The sequence below is a fragment of the Pseudomonas sp. B40(2017) genome (assembly GCF_002112855.1).
Lineage (GTDB): Bacteria > Pseudomonadota > Gammaproteobacteria > Pseudomonadales > Pseudomonadaceae > Aquipseudomonas > Aquipseudomonas pharyngis.
Genome location: NZ_NEIT01000003.1, coordinates 271,966 through 290,708, shown reverse-complemented (window position 1 = coordinate 290,708; position 18,743 = coordinate 271,966). Strand labels below are relative to the sequence as shown.

At 61.8% G+C, this 18,743-nt stretch carries 22 protein-coding genes; 2 read left to right on the top strand and 20 right to left on the bottom strand.

Annotation, left to right across the window (positions count from 1 at the left end; genetic code table 11):
• The 9 genes from ccmI to ccmA all read right to left on the bottom strand — a co-directional run bounded on the left by ccmI (position 1) and on the right by ccmA (position 6,951).
• Positions 1-1,203 (bottom strand): c-type cytochrome biogenesis protein CcmI, encoded by a 1,203-nt coding sequence (gene ccmI / locus CAF76_RS08775; protein ID WP_085648509.1) that lies wholly within the window; start codon positions 1,201-1,203, stop codon positions 1-3.
• Positions 1,200-1,670 (bottom strand): cytochrome c-type biogenesis protein, encoded by a 471-nt coding sequence (locus CAF76_RS08770; RefSeq protein ID WP_011333089.1) that lies wholly within the window; start codon positions 1,668-1,670, stop codon positions 1,200-1,202. The genes ccmI and CAF76_RS08770 overlap by 4 nt, the downstream gene beginning before the upstream one ends.
• Positions 1,667-2,203, bottom strand: coding sequence for a DsbE family thiol:disulfide interchange protein (locus CAF76_RS08765; protein WP_039769747.1), 537 nt, complete (start codon positions 2,201-2,203; stop codon positions 1,667-1,669). The genes CAF76_RS08770 and CAF76_RS08765 overlap by 4 nt, the downstream gene beginning before the upstream one ends.
• A complete protein-coding gene (locus CAF76_RS08760) occupies positions 2,200-4,188 on the bottom strand; it encodes a heme lyase CcmF/NrfE family subunit (protein WP_085648510.1) in 1,989 nt (662 codons plus the stop codon). Before CAF76_RS08760 ends, CAF76_RS08765 begins: the two co-directional genes overlap by 4 nt.
• Positions 4,189-4,191: 3 nt before the next feature.
• Positions 4,192-4,647 carry a cytochrome c maturation protein CcmE gene (ccmE, locus tag CAF76_RS08755; protein WP_011333086.1) on the bottom strand — a complete coding sequence of 152 codons (456 nt, stop codon included), beginning with the start codon at positions 4,645-4,647 and terminating at the stop codon, positions 4,192-4,194.
• Positions 4,644-4,820: a heme exporter protein CcmD gene (ccmD, locus tag CAF76_RS08750; RefSeq protein ID WP_011333085.1), complete on the bottom strand. Its 177-nt coding sequence runs from the start codon at positions 4,818-4,820 to the stop codon at positions 4,644-4,646. The genes ccmE and ccmD overlap by 4 nt, the downstream gene beginning before the upstream one ends.
• Positions 4,817-5,572 (bottom strand): heme ABC transporter permease, encoded by a 756-nt coding sequence (gene ccmC / locus CAF76_RS08745; protein WP_085648511.1) that lies wholly within the window; start codon positions 5,570-5,572, stop codon positions 4,817-4,819. The genes ccmD and ccmC overlap by 4 nt, the downstream gene beginning before the upstream one ends.
• 78 nt (positions 5,573-5,650) lie before the next feature.
• Positions 5,651-6,319, bottom strand: coding sequence for a heme exporter protein CcmB (gene ccmB, locus CAF76_RS08740; RefSeq protein WP_011333083.1), 669 nt, complete (start codon positions 6,317-6,319; stop codon positions 5,651-5,653).
• Positions 6,316-6,951 (bottom strand): cytochrome c biogenesis heme-transporting ATPase CcmA, encoded by a 636-nt coding sequence (gene ccmA / locus CAF76_RS08735; RefSeq protein WP_007959232.1) that lies wholly within the window; start codon positions 6,949-6,951, stop codon positions 6,316-6,318. Before ccmA ends, ccmB begins: the two co-directional genes overlap by 4 nt.
• 197 nt (positions 6,952-7,148) lie before the next feature.
• On the opposite strand from ccmA, the gene CAF76_RS08730 reads away from it, so the two are divergent.
• Positions 7,149-8,723 carry a flagellar hook-length control protein FliK gene (locus CAF76_RS08730; RefSeq protein WP_085648512.1) on the top strand — a complete coding sequence of 525 codons (1,575 nt, stop codon included), beginning with the start codon at positions 7,149-7,151 and terminating at the stop codon, positions 8,721-8,723.
• On the top strand, positions 8,720-9,049 hold the full coding sequence (locus CAF76_RS08725) for an EscU/YscU/HrcU family type III secretion system export apparatus switch protein (protein ID WP_085648513.1): 330 nt from the start codon (positions 8,720-8,722) through the stop codon (positions 9,047-9,049). The genes CAF76_RS08730 and CAF76_RS08725 overlap by 4 nt, the downstream gene beginning before the upstream one ends.
• Positions 9,050-9,138: 89 nt before the next feature.
• On the opposite strand, the gene CAF76_RS28400 is transcribed toward CAF76_RS08725, so the two are convergent.
• From CAF76_RS28400 to CAF76_RS08675, 11 genes are all read right to left on the bottom strand, one after another.
• Positions 9,139-9,381 carry a hypothetical protein gene (locus CAF76_RS28400; protein ID WP_143491828.1) on the bottom strand — a complete coding sequence of 81 codons (243 nt, stop codon included), beginning with the start codon at positions 9,379-9,381 and terminating at the stop codon, positions 9,139-9,141.
• 274 nt (positions 9,382-9,655) lie between these two features.
• Complete coding sequence (locus CAF76_RS08720; RefSeq protein WP_007959226.1) at positions 9,656-10,051, bottom strand: DUF2802 domain-containing protein; 396 nt, start codon at positions 10,049-10,051, stop codon at positions 9,656-9,658.
• A complete protein-coding gene (locus CAF76_RS08715) occupies positions 10,052-10,537 on the bottom strand; it encodes a chemotaxis protein CheW (protein ID WP_007959223.1) in 486 nt (161 codons plus the stop codon).
• A 73-nt stretch (positions 10,538-10,610) separates the two neighbouring features.
• Entirely contained in the window at positions 10,611-11,564 is a 954-nt protein-coding gene (locus tag CAF76_RS08710) for a CheW domain-containing protein (protein ID WP_085648514.1), read from the bottom strand.
• A 2-nt stretch (positions 11,565-11,566) separates the two neighbouring features.
• Positions 11,567-12,355 (bottom strand): ParA family protein, encoded by a 789-nt coding sequence (locus CAF76_RS08705; protein ID WP_007959220.1) that lies wholly within the window; start codon positions 12,353-12,355, stop codon positions 11,567-11,569.
• 43 nt (positions 12,356-12,398) lie between these two features.
• A complete protein-coding gene (gene motD, locus CAF76_RS08700; protein WP_011333075.1) occupies positions 12,399-13,289 on the bottom strand; it encodes a flagellar motor protein MotD in 891 nt (296 codons plus the stop codon).
• 12 nt (positions 13,290-13,301) lie between these two features.
• A complete protein-coding gene (locus tag CAF76_RS08695) occupies positions 13,302-14,042 on the bottom strand; it encodes a flagellar motor protein (protein WP_039769734.1) in 741 nt (246 codons plus the stop codon).
• The gene (locus tag CAF76_RS08690) at positions 14,042-15,178 is read right to left on the bottom strand and encodes a chemotaxis response regulator protein-glutamate methylesterase (protein ID WP_085605808.1); all 1,137 of its coding nucleotides are present in this window, start codon (positions 15,176-15,178) and stop codon (positions 14,042-14,044) included. Before CAF76_RS08690 ends, CAF76_RS08695 begins: the two co-directional genes overlap by 1 nt.
• A 49-nt stretch (positions 15,179-15,227) precedes the next feature.
• Positions 15,228-17,498, bottom strand: coding sequence for a chemotaxis protein CheA (locus CAF76_RS08685; RefSeq protein WP_085648515.1), 2,271 nt, complete (start codon positions 17,496-17,498; stop codon positions 15,228-15,230).
• 39 nt (positions 17,499-17,537) lie between these two features.
• Positions 17,538-18,326, bottom strand: coding sequence for a protein phosphatase CheZ (locus CAF76_RS08680; protein ID WP_011333071.1), 789 nt, complete (start codon positions 18,324-18,326; stop codon positions 17,538-17,540).
• A gap of 18 nt (positions 18,327-18,344) precedes the next feature.
• On the bottom strand, positions 18,345-18,716 hold the full coding sequence (locus tag CAF76_RS08675) for a chemotaxis response regulator CheY (RefSeq protein ID WP_003183998.1): 372 nt from the start codon (positions 18,714-18,716) through the stop codon (positions 18,345-18,347).
• Positions 18,717-18,743 lie beyond the last annotated feature (27 nt).

Here is an 18,743-nt window from a genome sequence, read left to right as displayed (position 1 = left end):
CTATTTGTCCGGGCTGTCGATGGTCAGTGTCTGCGGCGCGGTGGTGCTGCTGGCCAGAGGCCCGCTGCGACCGACCCACTCACCGGCGGTCGGTTGACCGGCACGGGAGATGCGCGCAACCAGTTGGACTTCGGGGAAGTTCGACAGTTTCAATTGCGGCATCATCGCGTCGGCATCGCCCAGTTCCACGGTGACCGGCAGATCGGCGACGGTCAGGCGCTTGGCTGCCAGCGGCGCTGGAGGGCCGGAAACCGCACGGGCAAAAATGAACACGCTGTCGCCCGGTTGCACCTTGGCTTTGAGCTCGCTGGCCAGATCCACACGCACTTTCAACAGCGCCGCCGCTTTTGCCGCCGGTACCTGGGCGACCTTGCCGCCGCTGGCCTGCAGTTTCTCGGTGGCGCGGGTGATGCCGCCCTGCAGGGCCTCGCGGGATTTGTCCTGTGGCGGCAGTTGCGCCAGCAGACGGTTCCAGTAGTCGATGGCTTCCTGATAACGCTCGCCTTCGAACGCGGCGATACCCAACAGGCCAAGACTGGTGACTTCTTTCGGATCGGCTTTCAGCGCTTCATCGGTCAGGGCCTGTACCTTGTCCGACCATTTCTTGTTGTCGGCGAAATATTGGGCCTGCGCCCACTGACCGAGCAGCTCCGGCTGACGACCAGCGAGATTGACCGCGCGTTCGAACATCTTCGCCGCGTCTGCCGGACGATCCTGGGCCATGTAGGTGCGACCGAGGAAATACACGCCTTCAGCCGAATCCGGCTGCGCAGCAACTGCGCGCTCCAGACGCTGAGTCATCTCTTCCATCGACTGCGGCGCCTGGGCGAATTCCCGGGTCAGTTCGACCTTGTCGCTCGCCCCAAAGTGCAGGTACAGGCCGAGGCCCAACACCGGCACCAGTACGGCTGCCAGCAATGGAAGTGGTTTACCCAAACGCGAAACCCGCGCCGGCGCCACACCTTCGGTGTCGGCCAGCAGTTCCCGGGCCGCTTCGGCACGGCCGCTGTCCATTTGCGCAGCATCGAGAATGCCTTCGGCCTGCTGCGATTGCAGTTCGGCGACGCGTTCCTGATACAGCGCGACGTTGAGGGCGGTTCGATCCTCTTCACGCTGGGCGCGACGTTCACGCAGGACGGGGATCAGCAGAAAACTCAGGGCGACCAGAAGCAACAGCCCTGCGGCAAGCCAGAAATCAATCATTCTTGGTTTTTATCCAACAGTTGGTCGAGGCGCTGACGCTCTTCAGGGGACAGCGATTGCGGCGTCTCGGCGCGCTGCCCGCGACGGCGGCGGACGATCACGGCAATCACCACGAACCCACCCAGCAACAGGCCGGCCGGGCCGAACCAGAGCAAAGCGGTCTTGGCATTGAGCGCCGGTTTGTAGCGGACGAAATCACCGTAGCGGTCGACCATGAAGTCGATGATCTGCTGATTGTCCTTGCCTTCGCCGAGCATGCGGAAAATCTCTTTGCGCAGGTCAGCGGCAATCGGCGCGTTGGAGTCGGCGATGTCCTGGTTCTGGCACTTGGGGCAGCGCAGTTCCTTGGTCAGTTCGCGAAAACGCTCGCGATCGCCTTCTTTGGCAAACTCGTAAGTGTCGATGGCCGCGTGGGCCACCCCGGCCAGGCTCAAGCCCAGCACCATGGCAGCTAAGAAGCGCTTCATGGCTTGGCCTCGTCGACCAGCGCCTGATACTTGGCCGCCAGTTTTTCCCGCCAGACCTGCTCGTCGATCACCCCGACGTACTTGTCGCGGATGATGCCCTTGGCGTCGATGAAGAAGGTTTCCGGCGCACCGTAGACACCGAGGTTCAGGCCCAGCGAGCCTTCGTCGTCGCGGATGTCCAGTTGATACGGATTGTGGAATTCGGCCAGCCACTTCAACGCATCGGCGTTGGTGTCCTTGTAGTTGATGCCGTAGATCACCACGCCGCGCTCGGCGAGCTTGTTCAGCACCGGGTGCTCGACCCGGCAGGAAATGCACCAGGTGCCCCAGACGTTAACCAGTGCCGGTTTGCCGAGAATGTCGGACTTGGTCAGGGTCTTGTCGCCCTGCACTGCCGGCAGCGAAAACTCCGGGAACGGCTTGCCGATCATCGCCGACGGCAGCTCCGCCGGATCCAGGTACAGACCGCGATAAAGGAATACGGCCACCAGCAGGAAAATCGCCAATGGCACCAGCATCAACCAACGTCTCATGCAGCGGCTCCTTCCATGCCCAGCGCTTCACGCACGCGGGCTTTGACCTTCACTCGATAACGCCGATCCAGCGCCGCCAGCAGACCACCGAAACCGGTCAGCAGACCGCCGAACCAGATCCAGCGCACGAACGGTTTGACATGCACCCGCACCGCCCAGGCGCCATCGCCCAGCGGTTCGCCCAGGGCGACGTAGAGGTCGCGGGTGAAACCGGCGTCGATCCCGGCCTCGGTCATCACCGAGTTCTGCACGGTGTACAGGCGTTTTTCCGGGTGCAGCACGCTGATTTCCTGACCGTTGCGGATCACCCGGACGGTGCCCTTGTCGGAGGTAAAGTTCGGGCCTTCGAAGTGCTTGGCCCCTTCGAACACGAACTGATAACCGGCCAGGTCCATCGACTCGCCCGGCGCCAGGCGCAGGTCACGCTCGGCACTGTTCTGGCTCGACAACACCACGCCCAGCGCGCAGACGGCGATCCCGAGGTGGGCGATCTGCATGCCCCAGTAGCTGCGGGTCAGGGTCGGCAGGCCTTTGATCAGGCCTTTGTGACGAGTCTTGTCGAAGATATCGCGCACACCGGCCAGCAACACCCAGGCCGCGAGCAGGAACGTCGCGATGACGGCCCAGTTGAAATCGCCGTAGGCGACACCGGCCACCACCGCCAGCGCAACACTGCCCAGCAGCACCGGGGTCAGCATGCTGACCAGCCATTTCACCGGGGTGTCTTTCCAGCGCACGATCACACCGACCGCCATCACCAACATCAACAGCGCCATCAACGGAATGAACAACGCGTTGAAGTACGGCGGGCCGACCGACAGCTTGGCGCCGCTGATCGCATCGAGAATCAGCGGATACAGGGTGCCGAGCAGGATCATCGACGCGGCCACGACCAGCACGAGGTTGTTACCCAGCAGCAGGGTTTCCCGCGACCACAGGTTGAAGCCGACCTGGCTCTTGACCACTGGCGCACGCAGCGCGAACAGGGTCAGCGAACCGCCGACCACAAACAGCAGGAAGATCAGGATGAACACGCCGCGCTCAGGATCCGAAGCAAACGCGTGTACCGAGGTCAGCACGCCGGAACGCACAAGGAAAGTACCGAGCAGGCTCAGGGAGAACGCGGCAATCGCCAGCAACACCGTCCAGCTCTTGAACACGCCACGTTTCTCGGTGACCGCCAGCGAGTGAATCAGCGCCGTGCCCACCAGCCATGGCATGAACGAGGCGTTTTCCACCGGGTCCCAGAACCACCAGCCGCCCCAGCCGAGTTCGTAATAGGCCCACCACGAACCGAGGGTGATGCCGATGCCGAGGAAGGCCCACGCGACGATGGTCCACGGACGCGACCAGCGTGCCCAGGCAGCATCGAGACGACCGCCGAGCAATGCGGCGATGGCGAAAGCAAACGCAACCGAGAAACCGACGTAACCCATGTAGAGCATCGGCGGATGCACGATCAAACCGATGTCCTGCAGCAATGGATTGAGGTCACGACCATCGGCCGGGATCTGCGGCAGGATCCGCGAGAAGGGGTTGGAGGTGAGGATCAGGAACAGCAGAAAACCGGTGCTGATCATGCCCATCACCGCCAGCACACGAGCGAGCATGACTTGCGGCAGTTGCCGCGAGGACACCGACACCGCGAAGGTCCAGCCGCCGAGGATCAACGCCCACAGCAGCAGCGACCCTTCGTGGGCGCCCCACACGGCGCTGAACTTGTAGTACCACGGCAGCGCGCTGTTGGAGTTCATCGCGACGTAGGCCACGGAGAAGTCGTCGGTCATGAACGCATAGGTCAGGCAACCGAAGGCGAACAGCAGGAACGCGAACTGCCCCCACGCGGCCGGTTGGGCGAGGCCCATCCACAGACGGTCGCCGCGCCAGGCACCGAGCAACGGCACCACCGCCTGCACCAGCGCGAAACACAGCGCCAGGATCATGGCCAGATGGCCGAGTTCGGGAATGAAAATGCTGGATGTCATCGATCAACCCTCCTTCGCAGGGGTTGGCGCGGATTGACCGCTGTCCTTCAGGGCTTTGGTCACTTCCGGCGGCATGTATTTCTCGTCGTGCTTGGCCAGCACTTCATCGGCAACCACCACGCCGTCGGCGTTGAGCTTGCCCAGCGCGACGATGCCCTGCCCTTCGCGGAACAGGTCCGGCAGGATCCCGCGATAGGTGATGGTCACGGACTTGTTGAAGTCGGTGACCACGAATTTGACGTCCAGGGAATCCGTGGAGCGTTGCAGCGAGCCCTTCTCGACCATGCCGCCGGCGCGGATGCGGGTGTCCTGCGGCGCTTCGCCGTTGGCGATCTGGGTCGGCGTGTAAAACAGGTTGATGTTCTGCTGCAGGGCGCTCAGGGCCAGGCCGACGGCAGCGCCGACCCCGACCAGAATTGCCAGGATGATGATCAGACGCTTTTTACGCAGCGGATTCACTTGCCGTTCTCCCGGCGCAGACGACGCGCCTCTTGTTGCAGATAACGCTTGCGGGCCGCGATCGGCGCCGCCACGTTGAGGATCAGTACCGCCAGACAGATGCCGTAGGCCGACCAGACATACAGGCCGTGATGGCCCATGGCGAGGAAGTCGCCGAATGACGCGAAACTCATCGAGCGGCCTCCAGGCTGTTCTGCACTTCTTCTTTGACCCAACTGGCGCGGGCTTCGCGCTTGAGCACTTCAAGGCGCATGCGCAACAACAGCACCGCGCCGAAGAAACAGTAGAAACCCAGCACCGTCAGCAGCAGCGGCAGCCACATCTCGACGGGCATCGCCGGTTTTTCGGTGAGGGTAAAGGTCGCGCCCTGGTGCAGGGTGTTCCACCACTCCACCGAGTATTTGATGATCGGAATGTTGATCACGCCGACGATGGCCAGCACCGCGCAGGCCTTGGCGGCGCTGTCGCGATTGCTGATGGCGTTGCCCAGGGCAATCACGCCGAAGTACAGGAACAGCAGAATCAGCATTGAGGTCAGGCGCGCGTCCCAGACCCACCACGCCCCCCAGGTCGGCTTGCCCCAGATCGCCCCGGTGACCAGCGCCACGGCGGTCATCCAGGCACCGATCGGCGCGGCGCATTGCAGGGCGACGTCGGCCAGTTTCATCTTCCACACCAGCCCGACCACGCCGCACACCGCCAGCATCACGTAGATCGACTGAGCAAGCATCGCGGCGGGAACGTGGATATAGATGATGCGAAAGCTGTTGCCTTGCTGATAGTCCGGCGGCGCGAAGGCCAGGCCCCAGATGACGCCAACGCAGATCAGCAACAACGCGGCGAGGCTCAACCACGGCAAAAACTTGCTGCTGATGCCGTAGAACCACTTGGGCGAGCCGAGCTTGTGAAACCAGGTCCAGTTCATACTGTTTCCATCACGGGTGCCGCTCATCGGTGTGAGCAGTCTTAGGGTCTTTGCTGGTTAAATTTTAACCAGACCTCATTATTCGCCGACGCTGATCTTCAGGCCAGCCGCTATTGCAAAAGGTGTCAGGGTTATCGCCAGGGCGGTCAGGCTGCCAAGCCACAACAGATAACCAAGCGCCGGCATGCCCTGCAACGCCGCCTGCAAGGCGCCACTGCCGAGGATCAACACCGGGATGTACAACGGCAGAATCAGCAGCGCCAGCAACAGGCCTCCGCGTTTCAGACCGACCGTCAGCGCCGCGCCCACCGCACCGAGCAAGCTCAGCACCGGTGTTCCCAGCAGCAACGAAAGCAGCAAAACCGGCAGACACGCAGCCGGCAACCCGAGCATCAACGCCAGTAATGGCGAGAGCAAAACCAGTGCCAGCCCGGAAAAAAGCCAGTGTGCCAGCACCTTGGCCAATACCAGAAGTGGCAGGGGGTGCGGCGAAAGGACCCACTGTTCAAGGGAGCCATCTTCGAAATCACTGCGGAACAGCCCGTCCAGCGAGAGCAGGACCGACAAAAGTGCCGCCACCCAGACTAACCCCGGGGACAAGTTTTGCAATACTTGAGTTTCCGGGCCGACGGCCAGCGGGAACAGCGCGATGACGATGGCGAAGAAAATCAGCGGATTGGCCAGCTCCGCCGGGCGGCGGAACAGCAGTCGGGATTCACGGGCAACCAGCAGGCCGAACACACTCATACCGCCCAATTCCCCAGATCGATGTCGCGATAACCGGCTGGCATCCGGCTCAGCGTGTGGTGCGTGGTGAGCACCACCAGGCCGCCCCGTTCGCAGTGCCCGGCCAGGTGTTCTTCAAGCTGCGCCACGCCCTGCTTGTCCAGCGCAGTGAACGGTTCGTCGAGAATCCACAACGGCGGGCTGTCCAGATACAACCGCGCCAGCGCCACGCGGCGCTGCTGGCCGGCGGACAGACTGTGGCAGGGAACATCCTCGAAACCGCGCAATCCAACCGCCGCCAGGGCCTGCCAGATCGCGTCGCGTTCGGCGGGTTGATGCAGGGCGCAGAGCCAGGCGAGGTTTTCTTCCGGGGTGAGCAAGTCCTTGATCCCGGCGGCATGGCCGATCCACAACAGGTTGCGCGCCAGCTCGCTGCGTTGCTCGCCCAGCGGCTTGCCGTTGAGCAGCACCTGACCGTCGGTCGGCTGCATCAGACCGGCCAGCAAACGCAGCAGGCTGGTCTTGCCGCTGCCGTTGGGACCGCTGATCTGCACCATATCGCCACTGGCCAGTCTCAATTCGAGATTGTCGAAGAGCAGTCTGAGATCACGTTCACACGCGAGGGCAACGGTTTGCAGGACAGGACTGGTCAAGGGTTCACGGGCCTTATACGGTTCAAGTCGGCTCTGGCGCGGCCGTTAAAGAGTTGCAGCATAAATGCAATGACGGCTCAATCCAGAGAGCTGCGTCAAACAATTGCTATGTTTTTTGAACGAATGGAAGGACGGGCGGCATTATACATGGCGTCCCCCGCTCTCCCGAGTGCATTTTCCTCAGGTTGTGTCCGCGTATGACAGGCGAAATGAACATCCTCCCGCTCCCGCCCACCACCCCGGCGACCGTTCGCCCGCAGGTGGGTGAGCTGCTGAAGTTGCTGACGCCGGTCGACGGGCTGATTGCCGCCGGCCAGAGCGCCAAAGCCGAGGTGTTGTCGCTCAAGCAGGCGGATCAGACCTTTCAGTTGTTGCTCAAGGTGACGCTGGACAGCGGCCGTCAGACCACCGTGCAGGCGACCAGCAATCTGCCGCTGCCCCAGGGCACCAGTCTGGCGATCACCCAGCCGTCGGCGGGCAATCTGGCGATCACCGTGCAACAGGCCATCGCCAGCAGCGTCGCCACCCTCACCCGCATCGACACTGCGCAACTGCCGGTCGGCACGCTGCTGCAAGGCAAGGTGCTGACGGCTCAGGCCTTGCCGCAGGTGCCGGGGCAGCCGACCGTGTACCGCTCGATGGTCAGCCTGCTCAACACCGCGTTGAGCGGAAGCACCCTGAGCATCGACAGCCCGCAACCGCTGCGCATCGGCACCCTGCTCTCGGCGCTGGTGCAGGACTCGCAAACCCTGAAGTTTCTGCCGCTGAGCAATCGCCAGGAACAACTGGCGGTCAGCCAGCAGCTGGTCAGCCAGCAAAGCCGTCAGGGCTCCCTCGACGGCTTGCTGAAAATGCTCCAGAGCCTGCCCCCCGCCACCGATCAGACGTCCCAGGATTTGCGTGCGGCCGTGGACAAACTGCTCGCCAACCTGCCGGACGTGCAGCAACTGAGCACGCCGAAAGGTCTGGCCCAGGCGCTGGCCAACAGCGGCGTGTTCCTCGAAACCAAACTGCTGACCGGGCAGAACCCGACGCTGGCCCCGGACATGAAAGCCGATCTGCTCAAGCTGATCGCCCAACTCACCCCCGGCCTGCCCGGCAACACCAACCTGAATGCGATCATCGCCGCCAACACGCTGGCTCAAGCATTGCCGAGCTTCGTACGCAACGCCCTCGGCATGCTCGGTCAGGTCAGCGCGAAACCGGTGCCGAGCAGTTTCCCGCTGCCCGAGCGACTGCTGCAAAGCCTGGAAGGTGAAGGCGATCTGGAACATTTGCTGCGCCTCGCCGCCGCTGCCGTGTCGCGCCTGCAAAGCCATCAGCTGTCGAGCCTGGAACAGACCGGCGTGACCGACGACGGCCGCCTGCTCAGCACCTGGCAACTGGAAATCCCGATGCGCAATCTGCAGGACATCGTGCCGTTGCAGGTCAAGTTCCAGCGCGAAGAAGCGCCGGAGAAACAGGATGCGAACGAGCAGCGCCGCGATGAGCGCGAGCCGAAACAACAACTGTGGCGCGTCGATCTGGCGTTTGACATGGAACCGCTGGGGCCGATGCAGATTCAGGCACAGTTGATCAGCGGCAGCCTGTCCAGCCAGTTGTGGGCCGAGCGGCCTTACACCGCCAGCCTGATCGAAAGCAACCTGACCGCACTGCGCCAGCGCCTGCTGGATTCCGGGCTGAACGTCGGCGATCTCGACTGCCACCTCGGCACCCCGCCGCAAGGCATCCAAACCCGCCTCGAACACCGCTGGGTCGACGAAACCGCATGAATGACACCACCGCTCCACGCCAGGCCATCGCCCTCAAATACGACGGCAGCCACGCCCCGACCCTTACCGCCAAGGGCGACGAAGCACTGGCCGAAGAAATCCTGCGGATCGCCCGCGACTGTGAAGTGCCGATCTACGAAAACGCCGAGCTGGTGAAGTTGCTGGCGCGGATGGAACTGGGCGACAGCATCCCCGAAGAGCTGTACCGCACGATCGCGGAGATCATCGCGTTCGCCTGGAACCTCAAGGGCAAGTTCCCGGCGGGACAGGACCCGGATGCGCCGATGGTCGAGAAAGACGTCACCGAACGCGGCGACGATTACTGAAAGCCGATCCTGACTTCTTCGTTTCCTAGAACATACCGATTCTTGCAATTCATCAAAACCGGCATATGTGAGGCTTACAAGCCTCACTATCACTCGAGCTCAACATCCTCCGCGATGTAGCCCTGAGTTCCGCGTGTTGCGAAAAAACTGACACGTTTGCCAAGAAGTGGTCGCCCTGAATACCACTCTGTAAAAGTTTTTTCAGTGAATTTGTAAACAGTGCCATCCCGATCATCTTTGATCGTTCCTTTCACGCGTGAAAGTGGCCAGGTTTCATCTTCCGCTTCAAATGACACTATCGGCCCGGCTGTTTTGTTCGAATCAGTATTCATTTCGAATCCTCACTCTGAAGCTCATGGAGTGCGCAGTCAAAACACGCTGCAATCCAAACACTTTAAAACTATCGGCGCTACTGTCAGATTTGACAGTGGACATCAGGAAGGAAAAGTAAACCGAAAAAACAACCAAGGAATCAAATAGGTCAGGTGAAACTCGCTTCCCAAAAAACAAAAAATCACAGGCTTCTGGAACATCTACACCGGTTACGTTCACCGATAGTAGCTGCCGAGGTCTGTGATCTTTCGGTTTTACTGACGTTTGAAACTTTTAACTGCTTCTGTGCAACTTGCGCATCAACTCCGCCTCAGCCTGGGTCAACCCGCAGGACTGAGTCAGCTCATCGACACTCGCGCCCATCCCCACCAGTTTCGCCGCCTGGGCGAATGACAGGCTGGAAGGATCGCGCTGTTCGAGCTGGGCAAGTTTGTCCGGGATCGGGCCGACCACCGAGCGCAGCTCGTGCAGGGCTTCGCCCATGCGCACGTTGCCGTTCTGGTAATCGTCGACACGCTTGGCCAGGTCCTTGATGCGCTGATCACGCAGCGCATCGCCCTGGGCCTGTTGCGCAGCGATCACGCGCTGCGCCTTGATGTACGCCAGAAACATCGCCAGCGTGCCTGCCCAGAACAGGAACAGGACAATGACCGCTACCTCGAGAATCAATCAGATGTTCTCCAGTTCCGACCACTCTTCTTCGCTCATCATCTTGTCCAGCTCGACCAGGATCAGCAACTCGTTGTTCTTGTTGCACACGCCCTGGATGAACTTGGCCGACTCTTCGTTACCGACGTTCGGTGCGGTCTCGATTTCCGACTGACGCAGGTAAACCACTTCAGCCACGCTGTCGACCATGATGCCCACGACCTGCTTGTCGGCTTCGATGATGACGATACGGGTGTTGTCGCTGATCTCACCGCTCATCAGGCCGAAGCGCTGACGGGTGTCGATCACGGTCACCACGTTGCCGCGCAGGTTGATGATGCCCAGCACGTAGCTTGGCGCACCCGGAACCGGAGCGATCTCGGTGTAGCGCAGGACTTCCTGAACGCGCATCACGTTGATGCCGTAGGTTTCGTTATCCAGCTTGAAGGTCACCCATTGCAGGATCGGATCTTCGGAACCCTTTGCCGCCGTAGCCTTGTCGTTCATACCCTAGCCCCTCGAAAAACCGCGCCTGGCGGTGTGTGTTTCGTTCGCCGGCATTTGAATGCCGGTACTGTCTTTATGTCGGTTTGTGGTTCGGCTTACTGCCGGACATGTGCTTTGCCCCACCGCTGGCGATCAACTCGGCCAGAGCGGAAACATCGAGCAAGGCGCACATGTGTTCAATCACCGTGCCGGCGAGCCATGGCCGCTGACCTCGGTGACTTCTCCATTTGATTTCATTCGGGTCCAGACGCAACGAGCGGCTGACCTGATGCACCGCCAGTCCCCACTCGTAACCCTGCACCGAAATTACGTATTGCAGGCCCTGACGGAAATCGTCGCGGTAGCGATCCGGCATGACCCAGCGTGCGGTGTCCAGCACCTTCAGGTTGCCGGCCTGGCTCGGCAGAATCCCGAGGAACCATTCCGGCTGACCGAACAGCGGCGTCAGCTCGTGGCCGGCCAGCGAGTAGATTGAGCCGAGGCACACCAGTGGCACGGCCAGCGTCAGGCCGGCCACGTCGAACAACAGGCATTCGAACGCTTCCGAAGCCCAGGCCGGACGGCCGTCGGTTTCCACCGGTGGCGGCGTGTTGCTGGGTGGCAGATGCACTTCCACCAGTGGCGCAACCAGGGTCGGTTCGACCGGGGCTGGCGCAGGCGCTTCAGGCTCGGGCTCTGGCGCCGCCGAAACCGGCGGCGTTTGCAGAAGTTGGGTTTGCAGCAACGGCGCCAGCGTCGATACCACGCGCACCGGCTCAGGCTCTTTGATCAACGTCGCAGGTGCCTTCGCTACCACAGCGGCAGGCGCTGCAACCGGGGCGACCGGCCTAGCGGCTTTTTGCGCATCCCGGGCCTGCTCTTCAAGCACGGCGGCCTGGAATTCATCGAGCGCCGCAGCGCTCTCGACCACCTCGACCGGGGCTGCGATTTGCTGCTCGACCTCGTCCGTCACTTCCTGCAGCAAGCCGTCCAGATAGGACTGCAGCGCCAGTTGCGGCTTCGACGTCAGCTTGATCGGCCGATTCATGCTCAAGCCACCTGCGGAACGAGTTGCTGCGCCAGCAGATGCTTGAGCAGCGCGCGGTAAGCCAGCACGCCACGGCTCTTGCCGTCGAACTGTGAAGGGGTGACACCGGCACGACTGGCGTCACGCAGACGGGTATCGACCGGGATGTAACCCTGCCAGATCTCGTCGGGGAATTTGTCGCGCAGCACGCGCAAGGTGCCCATCGACGCCTGGGTGCGGCGGTCGAACAGGGTCGGCACGATGCTGAACGGCAGCGCCTGTTTGCGTGAGCGGTTGATCATCGCCAGCGTGTTGACCATGCGCTCCAGGCCTTTGACGGCCAGGTGCTCAGTCTGCACCGGGATCACCAGTTGTTGACTGGCGGCCAGGGCGTTGACCATCAGAACGCCGAGCAACGGCGGGCTGTCGATGATCGCGTAATCGAAGTCCTGCCACAGCTGCGCCAGACTCTTGGCGATCACCAGACCCAGGCCACTCTGCCCTGGCGACTGGCGCTCGAGGGTGGCCAGCGCGGTGCTCGACGGCAACAGGGAAATGCGTTCATCGCTGGTCGACAGCAGCAGTTGGCCCGGCAGGCCTTGCGGCACGCTGCCCTTGTGCAGAAACAGGTCGTAGTTGCTGTGTTCCAGGCTGTCGGGGTCGTAACCGAAATAGCTGGTCATCGAGCCGTGCGGGTCGAGATCGACCACGACCACGCGCTTGCCCGCCTCGGCCAGCAAACCGGCTAAAGCGATGGAAGAAGTGGTTTTACCAACACCACCCTTTTGATTGGCGACTGCCCAGACTCTCATTCGGATCGTTCCTCCCGGCCGGGATACTCGGCCGAGACATGGTTCAGCGTATTAATGCGGGCGACGGAGAATTGACGGCACTCTCGCGTCCCGGCGTCTTGACCGGGGTCGGTGCAGTTTGTGTGCCAGCACGCTTCAACGCGGCGTCCGGTTGCGCATGAGCGGTTCCGGTGCCGGTCAGGCTGCGGCGCACATCGAGATTGCGCGACACCACCAGCACCACACGACGGTTTTTCGCCCGGCCTTCAGCGGTGGCGTTGTTGGCCACCGGCTGGAATTCGCCGTAGCCCACCGACGCCAGGCGGCCAGGGTTCACGCCCTGCATCGCCAGCATGCGCACGATGCTCGCCGAACGCGCCGAGGACAGTTCCCAGTTGGTCGGGTACTGCGCAGTGCGGATCGGTTGATCGTCGGTGAAGCCTTCGACGTGGATCGGGTTGTCGAACGGTTTGAGGATCGCCGCGACCTTGTCGATGATGTTGAACGCGATGTCACTCGGCATCGCATCACCGCTGCCGAACAACAGGCTGGAGTTGAGTTCGATCTCGACCCACAGCTCGTTGCCGCGCACGGTCATCTGGTTCGAGGAGATCAGGTCGCCGAACGCAGCGCTGATGTCATCGGCGATGCTTTTCAGCGGATCGCTGGCCCCGGCGATGCCGGCATCGACCTGCTCGGCGTCCTTGACCAGCGGCTTGGCCGGGGTCACGGTCTTCGGTCGTTCTTCGCCGATCGGGATCGGCTTGAGCGCGCGGTCGGAGTCGGTGAAGACCCCGATCAGCGCTTCGGAGATGATCTTGTATTTGCCTTCGTTGATCGACGAGATGGAGTACATCACCACGAAAAAGGCAAAGAGCAAGGTAATGAAGTCGGCGTAGGAAACCAGCCAGCGTTCATGGTTTACGTGCTCTTCATGCTGGCGACGACGTGCCATGAGGTCAGTCCCTTAATCCATGAAGCCCTGAAGCTTCAACTCGATGGAGCGTGGGTTTTCACCTTCAGCGATCGACAAAATACCTTCCAACAACATTTCGCGATAACGCGACTGTCGCAACGCGATTGACTTGAGTTTGGCAGCCACCGGCAACAGGATCAGGTTGGCACTGGCCACACCGTAGATGGTGGCGACGAACGCCACCGCAATCCCGTTGCCCAGTTGCGACGGATCGGCCAGATTGCCCATCACGTGGATCAGGCCCATTACCGCACCGATGATGCCGATGGTCGGCGCGTAGCCGCCCATGCTTTCAAACACTTTGGCGGCCTCGATGTCGCGGGCTTCCTGGGTGTAGAAATCCACTTCGAGGATGCTGCGGATCGCTTCCGGCTCGGCGCCGTCGACCAGCAGTTGCAGGCCTTTGCGCGAGTAGGCGTCAGGCTCGGCATCCGCCACGCCTTCCAGACCCAGCAGGCCTTCCTTGCGGGCGGTGAGGCTCCAGTTGACCACGCGGTCGATGCCGCCGGCCAGGTCCACCCGCGGCGGGAAAAAGATCCAGGCCAGAATCTGCATGGCGCGCTTGAACGCGCTCATCGGCGACTGCAGCAGCGCGGCACCGATAGTGCCACCGAGCACGATCAGCGCCGCCGGGCCGTTGGCCAGCGCGCCGAGGTGACCGCCTTCAAGGTAGTTGCCGCCGATGATGGCGACGAACGCCATGATGATCCCGATAAGGCTTAGAACATCCATCAGACGCATGCCTCGACGATGTGCTTGCCGATATCGTCCAGGCTGTACACCGCGTCGGCGAGGTCAGCTTTGACGATGGCCATCGGCATGCCGTAGATCACGCAACTGGCTTCGTCCTGAGCCCAGACCGTGCTGCCGCCCTGCTTGAGCAGGCGAGCACCTTCGCGGCCGTCGGCGCCCATGCCAGTCAGTACCACCGCCAGAACTTTGTCGCTGTAGGATTTGGCTGCAGAACCGAAGGTGATGTCCACGCACGGCTTGTAGTTCAGACGCTCGTCGCCCGGCAGGATTTTCACCGCGCCACGGCCGTCGATCATCATCTGCTTGCCACCCGGTGCCAGCAGCGCCAGGCCCGGACGCAGGATGTCGCCATCCTCGGCTTCCTTGACGCTGATGCGGCACAGCTTGTCCAGGCGTTCGGCGAAGGCCTTGGTGAAGGCCGCCGGCATGTGCTGGATCAGCACGATCGGCGCCGGGAAGCTGGCCGGCAACTGGGTCAGGACCCGTTGCAGCGCTACCGGGCCGCCGGTCGATGTTCCAATCGCCACAAGCTTGTAGTTTTTGCGTTTCGGGGCCGGCGACGAGGCGCTGGCCGCTGGCGCGCGAGTCGGTGCGGGCGCGGGCGCCGGACGGGCCGGAGCGCTGTGGCTGCCAAAGCTCGACGGCGCTGCTGCCGGAGTCGGTGCAGGCGCAGGTGCAGCGGCAGGCGCCGGCGCACTGTAGGCACTGAAACGACGGTTACTGCGCGAGATGCTGTGAACCTTCTCGCACAGCAGTTGCTTGACCTTCTCCGGATTACGGGAGATGTCTTCGAAATTCTTCGGCAGGAAATCCACCGCGCCGGCATCCAGCGCATCCAGGGTGACCCGGGCGCCTTCGTGTGTCAGCGAGGAGAACATCAACACCGGTGTCGGGCAGCGCTGCATGATGTGCCGCACGGCCGTGATGCCATCCATCATCGGCATCTCGTAGTCCATGGTGATCACGTCCGGCTTGAGGGCCAGGGCCTGATCGATCGCCTCTTTACCGTTGGTTGCCGTGCCGACAACCTGGATGCTCGGATCCGCTGAAAGAATTTCCGAGACGCGGCGGCGGAAAAAACCCGAATCGTCCACCACCAGGACTTTGACTGCCATAAACACTCCATTAGGTGCGGCGGGACGTTGTCGCCCCGCCACCCCGGATTCAAATACGCCGTGCGGCGTAACGCTTGAGCATGCTCGGAACATCGAGAATCAGTGCAATGCGGCCGTCACCGGTGATGGTGGCGCCGGACATGCCCGGAGTTCCCTGGAGCATCTTGCCCAATGGCTTGATGACCACTTCTTCCTGGCCGACCAGTTGATCGACGACGAAGCCGATCCGCTGGGTGCCCACCGAAAGGATCACCACATGGCCTTCGCGCTGCTCTTCGTGAGCGGCGGAGCTGACCAGCCAGCGCTTGAGGTAGAACAATGGCAGCGCCTTGTCCCGCACGATCACCACTTCCTGGCCATCCACCACGTTGGTGGTCGACAGGTCGAGGTGGAAGATTTCGTTGACGTTCACCAGCGGGAACGCGAACGCCTGATTGCCGAGCATCACCATCAGGGTCGGCATGATCGCCAGCGTCAGCGGCACCTTGATGACGATCTTCGAGCCCTGGCCCTTGGTCGAGTAGATGTTGATCGAACCGTTGAGCTGGGAAATCTTGGTCTTCACCACGTCCATGCCGACACCGCGGCCGGACACGTCGGAGATCTCGGTCTTGGTCGAGAAACCCGGGGCGAAAATCAGGTTGTAGCACTCGGTGTCGCTCAGGCGATCGGCGGCATCCTTGTCCATCACACCGCGTTTCACGGCGATGGCGCGCAGGACGTTAGGGTCCATGCCCTTGCCGTCGTCGGAGATCGACAGCAGGATGTGGTCGCCTTCCTGCTCGGCCGCCAGGATCACCTTGCCGCCACGGGCCTTGCCCGAGGCTTCGCGTTCTTCCGGCGACTCGATGCCGTGGTCGACCGCGTTGCGCACCAAGTGGACCAGCGGGTCGGCCAGGGCCTCGACGAGGTTCTTGTCGAGGTCGGTCTCTTCGCCCACCAGTTCCAGGTTGATCTCTTTCTTGAGCTGACGAGCCAGGTCGCGAACCAGACGCGGGAAGCGGCCGAAGACTTTCTTGATCGGCTGCATCCGGGTCTTCATCACCGCGGTCTGCAAGTCGGCGGTGACCACGTCGAGGTTCGACACGGCCTTCTGCATCGACTCGTCGCCGCTGTTCAGGCCCAGGCGCACCAGACGGTTACGCACCAGCACCAGCTCGCCGACCATGTTCATGATTTCGTCGAGACGCGCGGTATCAACGCGAACGGTGGTTTCAGCTTCAGTCGTCGGTTTTTCCGGTGGCGGCGTCGCGGGGGCACGGACCGGAGCCGGTGCAGCAGCGGCAGCCGGTTTGGCCGGTTCGGCTTTTGGCTCAGGCGCTTTTGCAGCAGGTTTTGCCGCAGCGGCCGGGGCCTTGGCAGCAGGCGTTGCAACAGCAGAAGCATTGCCGGCAGTCACGACCGCACCGGTGGCGACGTCAGTGAACTTGCCTTTGCCATGCAGATCGTCGAGCAGCGATTCGAACTCGTGGTCGGTGATCAGATCGCTACCGGCCGCAGCCGCTGCCGGGGCAGCGGTCGCAGGAACCGAAGCAATCGCCGATTCCAGCGCATCGACAGCAAAGTTGCCTTTGCCGTGCAACTGATCGAGCAAGGCTTCGAATTCGTCGTCAGTGATGTCCGAGCTGTCGCCCGCCGCCGGAGCAGCAGGCGCAGCGGCCGCCGGTGCCACGGCGTCGGCCGCGAACTGGCCCTTGCCGTGCAACTGGTCGAGCAGCGACTCGAACTCGGCGTCGGTGATTTCATCGCTGGCCGCTTCGGCGGAAGCAGGCGCAGCGGCAGCCGCCGGGGCTTCGGCTTCGGCCTTGACGGCGTTCAGCGAATCCAGCAACTGTTCAAATTCGTTATCAGTGATGTCGCCCGAATCGCCTTCGACGACCAGCTCTTCGATCATCTCGGCAACCGGCGAAGCCGGGGCTTCATCCGCCGATTGCGGTTCGGCCAGACGCGCCAGGGCGGCCAGCAGTTCCGGGGTGGCGGCGGTGATCGGGCTGCGATCGCGGACTTCGCTGAACATGCTGTTCACCGCGTCCAGCGCTTCGAGCACCACGTCCATCAGTTCTGCATCGACGCGTCGTTCACCCTTGCGCAGGATGTCGAACACGTTTTCGGCGATGTGACAGCACTCCACCAGCTCGTTGAGCTGAAGGAAGCCGGCGCCCCCTTTTACAGTGTGGAAACCGCGAAAAATTGCGTTGAGCAGATCTGCGTCATCCGGGCGGCTTTCCAGCTCGACCAGTTGTTCGGACAGTTGCTCAAGAATCTCGCCGGCCTCAACCAGGAAATCCTGAAGGATCTCTTCATCGGCGCCGAAGCTCATTAATGGGGTGCTCCTACAGGTCTAAAAACCCAAAAAAACTCAAAATCCAAGGCTGGATAGCAAATCGTCCACATCGTCCTGACCGGACACAACGTCTTCTCGTTTATCGGCATGAATCTGCGGACCTTCACCCTGCGAGAGATGTTTTTGTGGATCTTTTTCAGCAAGCATCGCCGCACGGTCATGTTCGATGCCCGCAAAGCGGTCCACCTGGCTGGCCATGAGCACGAGCTTGAGCAGGTTGCTTTCGACTTCGGTGACCAATTGGGTCACGCGCTTGATCACCTGACCGGTGAGGTCCTGGTAATCCTGGGCGAGCAGAATGTCATTCAGATTGCTCGACACCGCGCGGTTGTCCGCGCTGCTGCGTGCCAGAAAACCGTCGACCCGGCGCGCCAGTTCGCGGAACTCTTCAGCCCCGACCTCACGGCGCATGAAGCGGCCCCAGTCGGCGCTCAAGGCCTGGGCTTCATCAGCCAGGCCATTGACCACAGGGGTCGCGCTTTCCACCAGATCCATGGTGCGGTTGGCGGCAGCTTCGGTCAGTTTGACCACGTAGCCCAGGCGCTCGGTAGCGTCGGTAATCTGCGACACTTCCTCAGCCTGCGGCATGTGCGGATCGATCTGAAAATTGACGATCGCACTGTGCAGTTCACGCGTGAGCTTGCCCACTTCCTGGTACAGGCCACGGTCACGGGTCTGATTGAGCTCATGGATCAGTTGCACCGCGTCGCCGAACTTGCCTTTTTCAAGGCTTTCGACCAGTTCGACCGCGTGTTTTTTCAGGGTCGACTCAAAATCGCCCTGTGAAGATTCGTTATGCTCCATAGCTCCCCCGCGCGTTCATCAGCCGATGCGTTCGAAAATCTTCTCGATTTTTTCTTTCAACGCCTGGGCCGTGAAAGGTTTGACCACATAGCCGTTCACGCCGGCCTGGGCCGCTTCGATGATCTGCTCGCGCTTGGCTTCAGCGGTCACCATCAGCACCGGCAGGTGCTTGAGCTTTTCATCGGCACGCACGTGACGCAGCAGGTCGATACCGGTCATGCCGGGCATGTTCCAGTCGGTCACCAGAAAGTCGATGCTGCCGCTGTTGAGCACCGGAATGGCAGTGGTGCCATCGTCGGCTTCAACGGTGTTGGTGAACCCCAGATCACGCAACAGGTTCTTGATGATCCGCCGCATCGTTGAGAAGTCATCAACGATGAGGATTTTCATGTCTTTGTTCAATTCGACCTCCAAGCA

Excerpts from the sequence above, each read along its gene's own strand:
- CAF76_RS08675 (WP_003183998.1), bottom strand. The coding sequence starts at position 18,716 with ATGAAAATCCTCATCGTTGATGACTTCTCAACGATGCGGCGGATCATC.
- CAF76_RS08765 (WP_039769747.1), bottom strand. The coding sequence starts at position 2,203 with ATGAGACGTTGGTTGATGCTGGTGCCATTGGCGATTTTCCTGCTGGTG.
- ccmI (WP_085648509.1), bottom strand. The coding sequence starts at position 1,203 with ATGATTGATTTCTGGCTTGCCGCAGGGCTGTTGCTTCTGGTCGCCCTG.
- CAF76_RS08770 (WP_011333089.1), bottom strand. The coding sequence starts at position 1,670 with ATGAAGCGCTTCTTAGCTGCCATGGTGCTGGGCTTGAGCCTGGCCGGG.
- CAF76_RS28400 (WP_143491828.1), bottom strand. The coding sequence starts at position 9,381 with ATGAATACTGATTCGAACAAAACAGCCGGGCCGATAGTGTCATTTGAA.
- CAF76_RS08690 (WP_085605808.1), bottom strand. The coding sequence starts at position 15,178 with ATGGCAGTCAAAGTCCTGGTGGTGGACGATTCGGGTTTTTTCCGCCGC.
- CAF76_RS08685 (WP_085648515.1), bottom strand. The coding sequence starts at position 17,498 with ATGAGCTTCGGCGCCGATGAAGAGATCCTTCAGGATTTCCTGGTTGAG.
- CAF76_RS08730 (WP_085648512.1), top strand. The coding sequence starts at position 7,149 with ATGACAGGCGAAATGAACATCCTCCCGCTCCCGCCCACCACCCCGGCG.
- CAF76_RS08705 (WP_007959220.1), bottom strand. The coding sequence starts at position 12,355 with ATGAGAGTCTGGGCAGTCGCCAATCAAAAGGGTGGTGTTGGTAAAACC.
- ccmB (WP_011333083.1), bottom strand. The coding sequence starts at position 6,319 with ATGAGTGTGTTCGGCCTGCTGGTTGCCCGTGAATCCCGACTGCTGTTC.
- ccmC (WP_085648511.1), bottom strand. The coding sequence starts at position 5,572 with ATGAACTGGACCTGGTTTCACAAGCTCGGCTCGCCCAAGTGGTTCTAC.
- CAF76_RS08715 (WP_007959223.1), bottom strand. The coding sequence starts at position 10,537 with ATGAACGACAAGGCTACGGCGGCAAAGGGTTCCGAAGATCCGATCCTG.
- CAF76_RS08710 (WP_085648514.1), bottom strand. The coding sequence starts at position 11,564 with ATGAATCGGCCGATCAAGCTGACGTCGAAGCCGCAACTGGCGCTGCAG.
- ccmD (WP_011333085.1), bottom strand. The coding sequence starts at position 4,820 with ATGAGTTTCGCGTCATTCGGCGACTTCCTCGCCATGGGCCATCACGGC.
- CAF76_RS08680 (WP_011333071.1), bottom strand. The coding sequence starts at position 18,326 with ATGGAGCATAACGAATCTTCACAGGGCGATTTTGAGTCGACCCTGAAA.
- motD (WP_011333075.1), bottom strand. The coding sequence starts at position 13,289 with ATGGCACGTCGTCGCCAGCATGAAGAGCACGTAAACCATGAACGCTGG.
- CAF76_RS08760 (WP_085648510.1), bottom strand. The coding sequence starts at position 4,188 with ATGACATCCAGCATTTTCATTCCCGAACTCGGCCATCTGGCCATGATC.
- CAF76_RS08725 (WP_085648513.1), top strand. The coding sequence starts at position 8,720 with ATGAATGACACCACCGCTCCACGCCAGGCCATCGCCCTCAAATACGAC.
- CAF76_RS08695 (WP_039769734.1), bottom strand. The coding sequence starts at position 14,042 with ATGGATGTTCTAAGCCTTATCGGGATCATCATGGCGTTCGTCGCCATC.